Origin of the sequence: Maribacter corallii, assembly GCF_047345415.1 — a bacterium.
Lineage (GTDB): Bacteria > Bacteroidota > Bacteroidia > Flavobacteriales > Flavobacteriaceae > Maribacter_C.
This window is the reverse complement of the sequence record NZ_JBLFEP010000002.1, coordinates 358,095-371,823: the sequence shown is the minus strand read 5'-3', so window position 1 is coordinate 371,823 and position 13,729 is coordinate 358,095. Positions and strand designations below refer to the sequence as shown.

At 43.5% G+C, this 13,729-nt stretch carries 14 protein-coding genes; 7 read left to right on the top strand and 7 right to left on the bottom strand.

Going from position 1 to position 13,729, the window contains the following annotated elements:
- Positions 1 to 32: 32 nt before the first annotated feature.
- Both ACKWCA_RS06910 and ACKWCA_RS06905 read left to right on the top strand, forming a co-directional pair.
- Positions 33 to 980, top strand: a complete 948-nt coding sequence (locus ACKWCA_RS06910; RefSeq protein WP_413977438.1) for a CAP domain-containing protein — start codon at positions 33 to 35, stop codon at positions 978 to 980.
- A gap of 101 nt (positions 981 to 1,081) precedes the next feature.
- Entirely contained in the window at positions 1,082 to 1,492 is a 411-nt protein-coding gene (locus ACKWCA_RS06905; RefSeq protein WP_413977437.1) for a hypothetical protein, read from the top strand.
- 216 nt (positions 1,493 to 1,708) lie between these two features.
- Here the strand turns inward: ACKWCA_RS06905 and ACKWCA_RS06900 are convergent, their stop codons facing one another.
- Positions 1,709 to 3,172, bottom strand: a complete 1,464-nt coding sequence (locus tag ACKWCA_RS06900; protein WP_413977436.1) for a hypothetical protein — start codon at positions 3,170 to 3,172, stop codon at positions 1,709 to 1,711.
- A gap of 159 nt (positions 3,173 to 3,331) precedes the next feature.
- On the opposite strand from ACKWCA_RS06900, the gene yiaA reads away from it, so the two are divergent.
- The 4 genes from yiaA to ACKWCA_RS06880 all read left to right on the top strand — a co-directional run bounded on the left by yiaA (position 3,332) and on the right by ACKWCA_RS06880 (position 7,005).
- A complete protein-coding gene (yiaA, locus tag ACKWCA_RS06895) occupies positions 3,332 to 3,790 on the top strand; it encodes an inner membrane protein YiaA (protein ID WP_413977435.1) in 459 nt (152 codons plus the stop codon).
- Between the two features lie 106 nt (positions 3,791 to 3,896).
- A complete protein-coding gene (locus ACKWCA_RS06890) occupies positions 3,897 to 5,183 on the top strand; it encodes a DUF2157 domain-containing protein (protein ID WP_413977434.1) in 1,287 nt (428 codons plus the stop codon).
- A 5-nt stretch (positions 5,184 to 5,188) separates the two neighbouring features.
- On the top strand, positions 5,189 to 5,755 hold the full coding sequence (locus tag ACKWCA_RS06885) for a GDYXXLXY domain-containing protein (RefSeq protein WP_413977433.1): 567 nt from the start codon (positions 5,189 to 5,191) through the stop codon (positions 5,753 to 5,755).
- A gap of 86 nt (positions 5,756 to 5,841) precedes the next feature.
- Complete coding sequence (locus ACKWCA_RS06880; protein ID WP_413977432.1) at positions 5,842 to 7,005, top strand: sialidase family protein; 1,164 nt, start codon at positions 5,842 to 5,844, stop codon at positions 7,003 to 7,005.
- Positions 7,006 to 7,012: 7 nt separating this feature from the next.
- Here ACKWCA_RS06880 and nadD read toward each other — a convergent pair whose 3' ends face one another.
- The 6 genes from nadD to ACKWCA_RS06850 form a co-directional block, all read right to left on the bottom strand.
- Positions 7,013 to 7,600 carry a nicotinate (nicotinamide) nucleotide adenylyltransferase gene (nadD, locus tag ACKWCA_RS06875; RefSeq protein ID WP_413977431.1) on the bottom strand — a complete coding sequence of 196 codons (588 nt, stop codon included), beginning with the start codon at positions 7,598 to 7,600 and terminating at the stop codon, positions 7,013 to 7,015.
- Positions 7,600 to 8,193: a guanylate kinase gene (gmk, locus tag ACKWCA_RS06870; protein WP_413977430.1), complete on the bottom strand. Its 594-nt coding sequence runs from the start codon at positions 8,191 to 8,193 to the stop codon at positions 7,600 to 7,602. The genes nadD and gmk overlap by 1 nt, the downstream gene beginning before the upstream one ends.
- Complete coding sequence (locus ACKWCA_RS06865) at positions 8,193 to 9,050, bottom strand: YicC/YloC family endoribonuclease (protein WP_413977429.1); 858 nt, start codon at positions 9,048 to 9,050, stop codon at positions 8,193 to 8,195. The genes gmk and ACKWCA_RS06865 overlap by 1 nt, the downstream gene beginning before the upstream one ends.
- 43 nt (positions 9,051 to 9,093) lie before the next feature.
- Positions 9,094 to 9,912, bottom strand: a complete 819-nt coding sequence (locus ACKWCA_RS06860) for a 3-keto-disaccharide hydrolase (RefSeq protein WP_413977428.1) — start codon at positions 9,910 to 9,912, stop codon at positions 9,094 to 9,096.
- A 27-nt stretch (positions 9,913 to 9,939) separates the two neighbouring features.
- On the bottom strand, positions 9,940 to 10,692 hold the full coding sequence (locus ACKWCA_RS06855) for a 3-keto-disaccharide hydrolase (RefSeq protein WP_413977427.1): 753 nt from the start codon (positions 10,690 to 10,692) through the stop codon (positions 9,940 to 9,942).
- Between the two features lie 132 nt (positions 10,693 to 10,824).
- Entirely contained in the window at positions 10,825 to 11,877 is a 1,053-nt protein-coding gene (locus tag ACKWCA_RS06850; protein WP_413977426.1) for a sugar phosphate isomerase/epimerase family protein, read from the bottom strand.
- Positions 11,878 to 12,021: 144 nt separating this feature from the next.
- On the opposite strand from ACKWCA_RS06850, the gene ACKWCA_RS06845 reads away from it, so the two are divergent.
- The gene (locus tag ACKWCA_RS06845; protein WP_413977425.1) at positions 12,022 to 13,725 is read left to right on the top strand and encodes a GMC oxidoreductase; all 1,704 of its coding nucleotides are present in this window, start codon (positions 12,022 to 12,024) and stop codon (positions 13,723 to 13,725) included.
- The last annotated feature ends 4 nt before the right edge of the window (positions 13,726 to 13,729 follow it).

Sequence of the window (13,729 nt, the reverse complement as noted above, 5' to 3'; positions counted from 1 at the left end):
GGCGTTTAGCAAATAACCCAAATGCTTTTACCATGCGTCTCTTTAACCCTACCCTATTTCTATTAGTTTCCCTTTTCGTTTTAAATTCCTGCAGCAAAGATTCGGCCGTCCTGGAGGAAGTGCAGCAACTAGAGCAAGAGGTAAACCTGACTGCCCGCTCCGCGGCCCAAAAACTATATAAGGAGTATTACCTCGCCTCTCGAAGTACCACAGGTGATGTCGCCTGGTCAGGAGATGACACTTCCTGTACTGCCGGTGAAGTTCCTCAGGCAACCATAGATAAGATTTTGATGCGTATTGCATACTTCAGACAAGCTGTCGGTCTGAACAATACCATATCCGAAAACAGCTCAAAAAGCGAGAAGGCTCAGGACGCCGCCTTAATGATGAAATCAAATGGTACTTTAGACCATTTTCCGCCGAATACCTGGTCATGTTATACAGAAGCGGGCAAAGAAGGGGCCGGCAATTCGTTGTTGACCCAGACACGAAATGCGGAAGCGGTCGATTCCTATATGAGAGATGCCGGAGCCTCAAACGGTCCAGTGGGTCATAGAAGATGGCTATTGTGGCCGAGGCTGCAAGAGATTGGCATCGGAAACACCGATGCTACTAATGCTATCTGGGTACTGGGCAATAGCGGAACACCACCATCCGATGCTCCCGACTTCGTTTCTTGGCCCCCAAAAGGATATGCGCCACAACAATTGGTGTACCCGAGGTGGTCCTTTTCAATTAGAGATGCCGATTTTACTGAGACCAGCATTACCATGCGCACTCCAAATAACGAAACCATAGCACTATCCATCGAAGCTTTGGACAATGCCTATGGAGACCGAACCATTGTATGGGTACCCGAAATAAATCTCGGTGCACTCGACGGGGATACTTCCTACACTGTCGCTCTTCAAAATGTGGGTGTCGATGGTGAAGCTCTGGATTTCGAATATGAGGTTATTCTTTTCGATAGTAACGATTAAAAGTATTCGCTTCCCTACCGTTAACAAGTAGTCAATAACTAAAGTAAAGCTTTGACGGAATTCCAAGTTAATTTGATACCTTAAAGGTATCATAATTGAGGATGAACACGATAGCTGACTTAAAACAACAACCTGTAGCAGAACATAAATTGGACCTTGGAAGGTTCGTATTCTATAAAAATATCTCTATTTCAGAGGTAAGTGAAGGTACCCACGTCACCTTTGAAAAAATGGCCGACATGCTACGAATCGCTGAAAATGTTTATGGAAACGACACTCCCTTTGTCTATATTTCCAACCGAATTCACTCCTATTCCATTGATCCTCTGGGGTATTACGAGGCTATAAAACTATTTCCGAATCTTAAAGCCTATGCCATCGTATCACAAAACAATCGAAGGCGTACCTTGGCCGTTTTGGAAAAACTGTTCATGAAAAAGCCCATCCGTGTTTTTGATGATTTGGAAAAGGCATACGAATGGGCAGCGCAAATTATCGAAAGAACAGCGTAGCAAATAGCCCTTTCTTTTTGTAATAAAAAGACAACACACCCAAACCCCGTTTTCCGTTTACCGATAAAATCAAGGCATACAACGAATGGACAAAATCGATTTTTCATTGTATCGATAGTATTTTTTAAAAAAAGGTATACGCTTTCTACAAGCTGAACAACCCCCTATTTTAGACCAAACCCTTTTTGGCCACACGAGGTTCAATTTTCAGGATCATTAAATATGCCCGACCAGTTTCAGTGTAATTCCATAGAGATTTTCACCTTCCATTTTGGCTTTTAGCCATGCGTAAAAACTCATTACAAAAATATCCTCTTGGTCGGGTCCGATCCATTCGAACGAGTTTTCCACTTCGTTCTTGAATTCTTGTGTTTCCACCTGTTTCGGATACTCATAGTACTTACTGATCAAGTTTACAAAAGTCAACACCCGTTCTTCTCCCCTTGCTCTAAGGAGTTTCGAAAACTTTCTTTTGAACCGTGACAGTCGCAAAAGAACCAAATCCAATTTATCCAGCTCCGTAAGCAAGAGAATGTCGATTAGGTTCTTTTTGACCACCCAAATCCAACCCATTTTTTTCTCATAAAAAACATCGGTGTGATTGAGGTCTTTGATTAACTGATACGCCTCGGAAAAACGATTTTGCTGAAACAGACACATGGCGGTCAAAAGCAAAATATCCAACGACTGACCCTTGAATCCATTCAATATTTGCAGGGCTTCGGTAGGCTTCCCGGTATAATTGTAGTTCAGTGCCTTCAAGGTCGCTAACTTTTCGGAAAAGCGCTTGTAATCATAAGTGTTGACCCTTCCCATTTCCAGTTCCAATTGTGTGGTAAACTTCATAGATGCCTCGAATCTCTTATTCCTGAATTGGGCCACTGCTAGCAAATTCAATATGTTCAAGTGATAATAACGGTGCTTGTTCTTCATACCGCTCTTTTTTTTGACAATCGTATACAACTCAAGAACGAATGGAGAAATCGAATAAAAATCACTTTGCAATTTTGCAGCAGTGGCCATAAGCTCCATCAACTGAAATAGTGATTTATAGGTGAGTGCCTCGTTTAGTTCGATCCGGAACTCCGAAAAGGTGTTCTGAACGATTTCTTGAACCGAAGCGTTCGCCGATTCCCGCAATCGCGATTTAATGACCGCATAGGCGCGATTCAATCGAAAATCTTGTTGGTATAGCTCCATATTCAGTTCTGAAGCGACTATGACTTCCCTGAGCACCCATTTGGCACTTAGATGTGCATATTGGATTTTAGTATGATAAATTTCGTTCAGTATAGAATACAGCTCTAGAGGAAGCGCCATTTTTTCAGCCTTTTCCAAGGTTTTGATTGCTACGTTATACTGCTTTTTCTCAAAAAAGATACGACTGGCCAGCAGTAATTTTAAAATTTCAAGTTCTTCTGAGGTTTCCCCCGCAAAGCTCTTGCTGGCCACAAAATCGATTAAAGTATCCTGTAACCGTTTACACAACGCATGAAAGGAATTCCGTGCAGGTTTTCCGTAAAGGGTGATATCTAAACCCTCCGTCTTCCCGGCATCGATCAACTTGAACAGTTTTTCGTTTTTGACATCCGTTCTGCGATTCTTCCGTTTGAGATATAGTAGAAATTCTTGCTTCTCTTCCCTTGTCAAAGTGCTTAAAATAGCAATTAATCCTTTCATTATATCATAAGTATATTTATATATAAAATGCTTAAATATAAATATTTACTCTATAAATAATGATTATAAATCATAAGTATTTTGAAAAAGAAGTATTTGAAAATCAATGGTTCGACCGCATCTTTGCCCTGAATAATCGAAATTTCTAAATCAAATCGTATGGAAAATTCAGTAAACGAAAAGAAAGAAGTTAAAAAAGTGGAAGAGTTCACGGGTAGACCGACCCCAGCTTTCGTATCAGCTTCATGGATGGCACTCCTCATCGGAATGGTGTCCTATTGTATCGGTCTTTGGAATGCATACATGGAGCTTAATGAAAAAGGCTATTATTTTACCATTTTACTCTTCGGGCTTTTTTCTGTGGTATCCGTACAAAAAAGTGTACGTGATAGACAAGAGGGCATGCCTGTAAGTGATATGTACTACGGTATTAGTTGGTTTACGACCATTGCCTCGATAACCTTGCTTGTGATCGGCTTATGGAACGCCGATCTCGCCTTAAGCGAAAAAGGATTCTATGCCATGTCATTTACGCTGAGTCTATTTGCAGCGGTAGCAGTTCAGAAAAACACCCGAGATATCCAATTTTTGGACAATAGCGAGGATCACATCTGGTAGTTTAAACGAGCCTGCTTCATACCGAGCAGGCTCGTTACTACACATAGAACACCACTATTGGAAGCAATTACAACTTGTTTCAAACGTTAACCTTTAAAGCTATCCCATGAATTCAAAACTGGAACGGCAGCTCTCCGAGCTATTGCAAGCCAAAGTCATCGATTCGGAAACCGCTCAAAGGATCTCGGTTTATTACCACACCAAGACCGACGCCAAGCCTAATCGGTTATTTACGATTTTCGGCGTCTTAGGAGCCCTGCTCTGTGGTTTGGGAATTATACTTATCATTGCCCACAATTGGGATGACATGCCGAGAACTCTTAAGACCTTTTTTGCCTTTCTTCCCATGGTAATCGGTCAGATCGCTTGTGCATTTAGCCTGTTCAAAACGAAAGGTGCCACCTGGATTGAATCTTCGGCCACTTTTTTGATCTTATCCGTAGGAGCGACCATTTCCTTGGTCAGCCAGATATATAATATTCCCGGTAATTTGAGTAGTTTTCTATTGGTTTGGGTCGCGATTACCGCTCCCTTAATGTACGTTTTGCGCTCGAACATAGCCGTACTGATACACCTGGTGCTCATTACGTGGTACGCATGTGACCTTGGCTACTTCTTTAATAGTCATACACCGTGGTGGTACCTTTTGTTATTGGCATGGGTGATTCCTTTCTATATACACCTGCAAAAGAAACAGGCATCAAGTAACATTTCGGGCATATTGAACTGGCTTTTACCCTTAAGCCTTGTTATGGTATTAGGAACCTTTACCACTGGCAATTCATTGTCATTTATCATGTACTTGGCCTTGTTCGGAGTGCTGTACAATATTGGGCAACTCCCTTTCTTTAAAAATCAAAAACTACGCAGAAACGGGTATACGATTATAGGCTCTTTGGGTACGGTAATCCTTTTGACGATCCTAACCTTTGAATGGTTCTGGAAAGAGGCTATCAAGGATTTGTTCGGTGAAATGGAAATAGTGATGACAATACTTCTGTATATAGCTGGAATAGTTGTTCTAGGTTATTTGCATATCAAAAAGCACATTCGGGATTTTAATTTATTCCAATATGCCTTTTTGATTATAGGGATACTGTACCTCACACGCGACATCGGTTCCACTCACAACCTGATTTTAACGAATATCGTAGTGGCCGCCCTAGGACTCTTCGCAATTCGTATCGGCATCCATAAGTCGAGCTATAGTATTCTGAACTATGGCCTGTTGATTATTACGGCGCTTATCATTTGTCGCTTTTTCGACACCAATCTCGATTTCGTCGTCCGTGGTATGCTGTTTATTTCTGTAGGAGCAGGATTCTTTTTTACGAATTACCTCTTATTGAAAAAGCAACGTGCCACCGCTATTCGAACAAATTCAAAAAATTGAAAGCCATGACTAAAAAATTAGCATCTCCGGTATTAGTACTTCTTTTCTTGATTCAATTGTTCGTTCCGGCACAAATGATCTATGAACAAGAAGATGCCTTAAAAAGCGGAAGGGCCTACAAGTTCAAAACTCAACCCATTGACCCAAGCGATCCTTTCCGAGGAAAATACATCGTACTCAATTATGACTTGGATTCCTTTGAGACCGAAGAAGATTGGAGCATGTACAGAGGCAACGTTTACGTATATCTAAGAAACGATACCGAGGGCTATGCTACGATAAAAACAGTGAGCAAGACGCCCCTGGCCATTACCGAAGATTATGTAATCGCCGAGAGCAACTACAACTATGGAAAACAGGTCAATTTCGATCTTCCGTTCAATCGTTTTTATATGAACGAGAGCAAAGCCTATGACGCTGAGGTTTCGGTGCGTCAAGCGCAACGCGATACCACGAAAACCTGTTATGGTCTAGTGTATATCAAAAATGGTAGGGCAGTCTTGAAAAACGTTTTTATAGATAATATCCCTATTCAGCAGCATGTTGAGGAGTATCAGGCAGCAATCGAATAACAGCTACTTTGCTGTTGAATATATCGGCGGAATAGCCTAATTTGAAAAACCTTAGAAAAAGGTAGTTCGGTAATGGTAGTTCGCACATGATAAAAAAACACATCCTTTTTGCTGCACTTGGTTTAGTTATAAGTGCAGTACAAGCCCAAAATGGCCCAACTCTGAGCTATAGAGATCTATCCAAGGATACGACGAACACCTCTGTTCCCTATTATTCAGGACTAAAGGATTATTTTTCCTTCCGGATACCGACGCTTATCAAAACAGAGACTACATTGATCGCCTTTGCCGAAGGACGGAAAAACTCTACCAGTGATTTTGGGGATATCGATTTGGTATATCGACGTTCATTCGACGGAGGACAAAGTTGGGAACCGTTACAGTTGTTATACGACCAAGATACGAAGGCCGTTCAAAATCCTGTACCCTTGTACGTGTCTTCTGAGGACAAAATCGTGCTCTTGTTCAACACCACCGCCCAAAGTGAACATGATATATTGAACAAGGACTATGGCCTGGAAGACGAACGAAAAGCTTATATGACCGTTTCTGAAGATAATGGCAAAACCTGGGCAACGCCTATAGACATTACAAGACAGGTCAAAAGAAAACATTGGCGATGGCATGCTTTGGGCCCCGTTCATGGTATTGAATTAAAAGTAGGAACGTATCGGGGGAGACTGGTGGCCCCGGTAGCCATCAGTATCAAAAAAGGGAATAAGGCGTATTGCATGGCCTTGATCTATTCCGATGACCACGGAGCACATTGGAACATTGGCGCTGTAGACGAAAACCTCACCGACGCCGTACAGGCCAACGAAACGACCCTAGTTGAATTGGCCGATGGTCGTATTTATATCAATACGCGCGACCAAAATGGAGGTTCCCTTGAAAAGAATCGTGGGGAAACCTATAGCACCGACGGCGGGCGTACATTTTCACAAAACATTACAGAGTCGGACAAGTTTCCGAGTCCGGTCGTACAATCGGCCCTTCTTGGGTGGCCTAAAATGGCAAAAAGTGATGGATCTATGCTTCTGTTTTCTACACCTTCCCATGTAGACAAACGATCGGATTTAGTGATTATGGCAAGTTATGACGAATCGAAAAGTTGGCAGCCGTTGTTTAAAGTACACGAGGGCATGTCCGCTTATTCCGACATGGTGCAATTGCATCAAGATACACTGGGCGTTATTTATGAAACCGACGACTATAAAAAGATTCGATTTAAAAGAGTAACCCTAAAATAAAGCGGCCCTAGCGGTAGAAATTCATTTCATCCATATACTTCCAGACCGCTTCCGGAAGCATGGGGCGAACATCTTTTCCCAACCTATGGTTTTTGCGGATAAAGGTAGAAGAGATTTCCATGATCGGGGCGTCGATTCTTTGTATTTTCGGATGGTCCTTAAACTGATGCGCGATACTTCCCTCTGAAATTCGAGGATATACATAAAGTTGGTAATTGTTCAAGATGGCCTCATAATTCTTCCATTTGTGAAATCCTTTGAGATTGTCCTCTCCCATAATCAAACAGAACAAATGGTCTGTGCCGTACGTTTCCTCAAGGTGAACCAGTGTATTGATGGTGTAATTGGGCTGGGGAAGTTCAAACTCGATTTTGCTGGGTTTGAGTTTCGAAAAGTCTTTTGTCGCTTCAAAGACCATTTGGTAGCGGTGATGATTATCGAGCAACGTCTTTTTCACTTTAAAAGGACTCTGAGGCGTTACCACGAACCAAACCTCATCAAGATCGGAAAACTCGACCATATAGTTTGCAATGACCATATGTCCGACATGAATCGGATTGAAAGTACCGAAATATAGACCAACTTTTTTACCCATTACTCTTCTTCGTCTGAAACGGGATCATTGACAAATTGGGCAACCAATTGGTGTGCCTCTTTAAGCGCCACATCCAAGTCATAATTCTTGATGACCTTGTCGAACTGTGGTGCTGTAGCCAGTTCTACGGAAGCTTTGGCGATACGCATGTTGATTTTATCATCGCTCTCCGTACTGCGCTTTTTGAGCCTGATCTTCAATTCATCTACACTAGGGGGTTTCACGAAAACAGCCAAGGTCTCTTTAGGATACTTTTTCTTGATCCGCAACCCTCCGACCACATCAATATCGAAAATCACATTCTTGCCCTCTGCCCACAGTCGCGCCACTTCACTTTTCAGTGTACCGTAGAAATTGTCGCGATACACTTCTTCCCATTCTAAAAAATCATCGTTCTTGATATGTTGCTTGAATTCAGAAACGGTCATGAAGTAGTAGTGCTCCTTATGCTTTTCCTTTCCCCTACGAGGTCTGGAAGTTGCGGATACCGAAAAGGCCAAATTCAATTCGGGCTGTTCTAAAAGATATCTGACTATGGTAGTCTTACCACTGCCTGACGGCGCCGAAAATATAATCAGTTTACCCCCTTTCATTAGAGCACGTTCAACATTTGTTCCTTTATTTTTTCAAGTTCGTCCTTCATTTGAACGACCAGTTGTTGCATCGGTGCAAAATTGGCCTTTGAGCCTATGGTATTGATTTCGCGGCCGATTTCTTGGGTGATGAAGCCCAGTTTTTTGCCGTTGGAATCATCCGACTTCAAGGTCTTTAAAAAATAATCGAGATGGTTTGCCAAACGCACCTTCTCTTCGGTAATATCATATTTTTCGAGATAGTATATCAATTCTTGCTCGAAACGATTCGCATCTACCTCTGCCTTGATATCGCCCACCGCCTTTTCAAGCCGTTCGCGGATGGTACCTTGGCGTTCGGGATCCATTTTGATGACAGCGGCAAGTAAATGCTCCAAGTTTTCGGCCCGTTCGAAAAAGTCTTTCTCTAACACTTGTCCTTCCGCGGAACGAAAATCGTGTATCTCGTCTAATGCTTTTTTCAAGGCCAATTGAATAGAAGCATATTCCTCTTCGTCGATATCTTCACGTTCCGTTTTCAGGGCGTCTGGCATACGTAAGGCCATTTCCAACAGTCTAAGGTCATCACCATCGGCAATGGATGAAAATTGCTTCATATACTGACGCACTGCTTCTTCATTGACCTGTGCGGATGTCTCATTACCCGTAAATTCGACATAAAGTCCGAAATCGACCTTTCCCCGAAGTAATGATTTGGCAATGATCTTACGAAGTTCCAATTCCTTTTCGCGATAGGCCGAAGGCATACGCGCATTCAAATCCAGGTTCTTACTATTGAGTGATTTGAGCTCAACCGTTATTTTTTTGGAGGCAAGCTGTACTACATGCTTCCCGAAACCTGTCATGGATTGAATCATAGTGTTAATTTAGATGTTTGCAAAGGTAAGGCAAATGTTAGGGCTAAAGCTCCCGCACCCATATATTTCGATAACTTACCCGACTGTCATCCCCGTGATCCTGTAACTTCAAAGGGCCTTTGCCATGAGAAGGGTTCTTTGGCCAACCAATATACGGAGTGGTCCCTTTAATCTCGGTATGGTCTTGAATCAGTACGCCATTGTGTAGAACGGTAACGGTACCCGATTTGATTTTTTCGCCATTGGTGTTAAACTCAGGTGCATGGTAGATGATATCGTATACATTCCACTCTCCTGTAGGCACCGAAGCCATCGCCAAGGGCGGCCCCTGTTTGTAGATCGCGCCTACTTGACCGTTCACATAAGTGTCATTTTCATTATTGTCCAACACCTGTATTTCATACATCCCGTTCAAAAAAACGCCACTATTCCCTCTATTTTGACCCTCGCGCTGCACGGGTAAGGGAGAGCGCCATTCTATATGCAGTTGCATGTCACCGAATTCTTGCTTGGTACGAATATCACCGGTTTTGTCGGCCACGGTCATACTGCCGTCTTCGTTGAGATGCCATTTGACCGTAGTGCTATCTTGTACATGCATCCAACCATCAAAAGAACTTCCATTGAAAAGAATGATGGCATCACTAGGGGGCCTATCGTTCGATGCAGGCCCAACAACGGGAACTTTCGGTTCATAATACTCAGTTCCCTCAGGTTCCGTGGGTTCGGGTTGGGTATACTCCTCATGAACGATGACCTCTTGCTTCGTTTCAACTGTGGTCTCTTCGTGGGCTTCCTTCGTTTTTTCCTGACAGGAGACCAAAAACAAAGAAAGGAGGCTTAAGGCAAACGTATTTCTCATAAATGGCGTTGTTGACGCTTCTATTATTTACAGTTCCTTTATTTTGATGTTTCGAAATGCCACCATATCACCATGATCTTGCACTCCTATTCTACCTGTAGTGTATTTGGCAAAATGCTCCCAATCCGCAAATTTCGATTTGGACACCATCTCGCTCCATTCCGGATCGTTCACGGGAAATTCTACCAATGGTGTTCCGTTTAGGGAAACACTTCCCGAATTGGTCTTGTGGTTGATGCTGATGACACAAGTGTTCCATTCCCCTATGGGTTTGGTCACATCTTTCGCGGGTGAGACCATATCGTATAACGCCCCCGCCTGATGGCTGGTACCGTTTTTACCATCGGGATGTTTATCATTGTCAAGTACTTGAATTTCTGGTCCTGTTTGATATGGTTGACCCAATTCCGGTAATTCTTTGATTGCCCAGAAAATACCACTATTTCCGGCCTCCGATATTTTCCAGTCTAGTGACAATTCAAAATCGGTATACTCCGCTTCCGAAACCAAATTATAGCTTTCGCCCTCCTTTCGATCCTTTGGCGGATAGAACACCATGGCGCCATCCTCTATTTTCCAGTGCTCGGAAACTCCTTCTTTCAGGTATTCATGCCATCCATCGAAGGTCTCCCCGTCGAAAATGACCTCCCATTCTTCTTCGGGCACTTTTGCTTCTGCCTCAGCCATAGTATCGTCAGCCTGTTCTTGGGTCTCTTTTGCTTTTTCCTTACAACCCATAATCAGTAAGGCAAAGAATAGTATGGATAGCTGTTTTTTCATCGTCGTTGTTTTAAATTACTAACAAAATGGTTCTAAAATCCTTTTCACATCTTCCCTGAAAAAACGAATCGTTCATAGACCTATTGTTTTTGGGAAATCGCCACCGGTTCCTAACGGAACTTATGTTTTTGCTTACGTTCCCAATATCTTACGCAGCATTTCTTTATCGACTTCGGCTCCGGCGAAATCATCAAAAGTTTTTTCAGTCGCTTCGATAATGTGGTCCTGAATGAATATTGCTCCTTCACGCGCGCCCTGTTCAGGACTTTTGATGCAACATTCCCACTCCATTACGGCCCAAACGTCACATCCGTATTGGGTCAATTTAGAGAAAATGGTCTTGAAATCGATTTGGCCATCACCTAATGATCGATATCTCCCGGCGCGATCGCCCCAATCGTTATAACCGCCAAAAGCACCTTTCTTACCAGTAGGATTGAATTCGGAATCCTTGACGTGGAATGACTTGATAAACTCGTGGTAATGATCGATATAGGTAATATAATCCAGTTGCTGTAGCACAAAATGGCTCGGGTCATAAAGTATATTCACCCGTTTGTGGTTGCCCGTGGCCGCTAAAAAGCGTTCAAAGGTATCTCCATCGTGAAGATCTTCCCCCGGATGTATCTCATAACAAACATCAACGCCTTCCTCATCAAAATGGTTCAAAATGGGCATCCAGCGTTTGGCGAGTTCCTCGAAACCCATTTCCACCAAACCGGCAGGGCGTTGCGGCCACGGGTGCCAGGTATGCCAAAGTAGTGCCCCGGAGAAGGTCGCATGGGCCGAAATACCCAAACGTCGACTTGCTGTTGCGGCTTTTTTGACCACGTCGACTGCCCACTCGGTACGGGCCTTAGGATTATTCTTTACCGAATCAGGGGCAAAATTATCGAACATCAGGTCATAGGCGGGGTGCACTGCTACTAATTGGCCTTGAAGGTGTGTAGAGAGCTCGGTGATTTCTAATCCGTATGAATTCACCTTGCCTTTAAGCTCATCGCAATACGTTTGACTCTCGGCCGCTTTGTCCAAATCAATAAGAAAACTTTCCCAAGTAGGGATTTGAATTCCCTTATATCCTAAATCCGATGCCCATTTGCACATACCGTCCAACGAATTGAAGGGTGCCTTATCATCTACAAATTGTGCCAAAAATACGGCTGGTCCTTTTATTGTCTTCATTTTATCTGTTCCTAGAAGTTATTGTGTTTGAAAAATTTTAAGAATTTAACCCTATATTTAGAAGTGGAATTACATCGATGGAGTACTTCCCAAGTCAAGTTATAAATATAGGGAATACCATCAGAAAACCATAAGAAATCCGAAATGAATCAGGACGAACAATACGATGCCATAGTTGTCGGAACAGGTATTAGTGGAGGCTGGGCAGCTAAAGAATTATGTGAGAACGGTTTAAAGACCTTAGTGCTCGAGCGCGGTCGAATGGTCAAACATCTCGAAGACTATCCAACCATGCACGACGACCCATGGGACTATCCGTTGAAGGGTGAGTTATCCGTTGAGGATAAAAAGAAGTATCATGTTCAGTCACGCGTGAATTGGGCGCCAAAAGAAGATGTGAAACACTTTTTCGTAAATGACTTGGAGCATCCGTATGTGGAGACCAAACGTTTCGATTGGATCCGCGGCTATCAAGTGGGAGGGCGTTCACTGACCTGGGGACGGCAAAGCTACCGATGGAGCGATATTGACTTCGAAGCGAACAAGAAAGAAGGCGTTAGTATCGATTGGCCCGTACGCTACAAAGACATTTCCCCTTGGTATGACAAGGTTGAAGAATACATAGGGGTTAGTGGGGAGCTTCTCGGCTTGGACGTATTGCCAGATGGGAAATTTCAACCTCCTATGGATCTGAACTGTGTAGAGGAGGAATTCAAAAAAGCAACGGCGGAAAAGTTCGAAGATGGGCGCTTGATAACCATAGGAAGGGCTGCGCACATCACCGATCCCAATGCGACTTTTGAAGGTAGGGGCGTTTGTCAGAATAGAAACAGGTGTTGGCGCGGATGTCCGTTTGGGGGCTATTTTAGCAGTAATTCATCTACCCTTCCCGCAGCCGAACGAACAGGCAACATGACCTTACGACCGAATTCCATTGTCCATGAAGTCATATACGATGACAACACAAAAAAGGCGACCGGCGTTCGGGTCATCGATACGGAAACCCATGAAAAGTTGGAATTCAAGGCGAAGGTTATATTCCTTTGCGCTTCCGCGATGGCTTCTGTCGGCATCTTGATGCAATCGACCTCGGAACGCTTTCCAAATGGGCTAGGCAATGATTCCGATGCCCTCGGAAGGGGAATTATGGACCATCATTACAAACTTGGGGCCAGCGCGAAAGTGGATGGATTTTTAGACACCTATTATAAAGGACGTAGAGCGAACGGGTTCTACATTCCGCGGTTCGTAAACCTGAATCAAAAGACAAAACGTGAAGGGTATCTTCGAGGGTTCGGCTATCAAGGCACAGCCAGTCGTCAAGACTGGTCGACATCGGTAGCGGAACTCGGTTATGGAAAAGACCTAAAGGAAGAAATACTTAAGCCGGGCCAATGGCAAATCGGCGTGACAGGTTTTGGTGAATTCTTGCCATATGAGGATAATAGAGTAACCCTGAGCAAAACGGAAAAGGACCAGTGGGGATTGCCTCAATTAGACTTTGACGTGGAATTCAAGGAGAATGAACTCAACATGCGAAAAGACATCAAAAAAGAAATCGTCGCCATGTTCAAAGCGGCCGGCTTTAAGGATGTACAACCGTATGAAGAGGCGTCCGGACCTGGACTCGGAATTCACGAAATGGGAGGTGCTCGTATGGGGCATAGCCCCAAAACCTCCATTGTGAACAAACACAATCAACTACATTCGGTGGCCAATGTATATGTTACCGACGGGGCTTTTATGGCCTCATCAAGTTGTGTGAATCCGTCATTGACCTATATGGCCTTTACGGCCCGTGCCGCAAACCATGCGGCAAAAGAATTCAAAAAAGGCGCTTTTTCTTGACCGA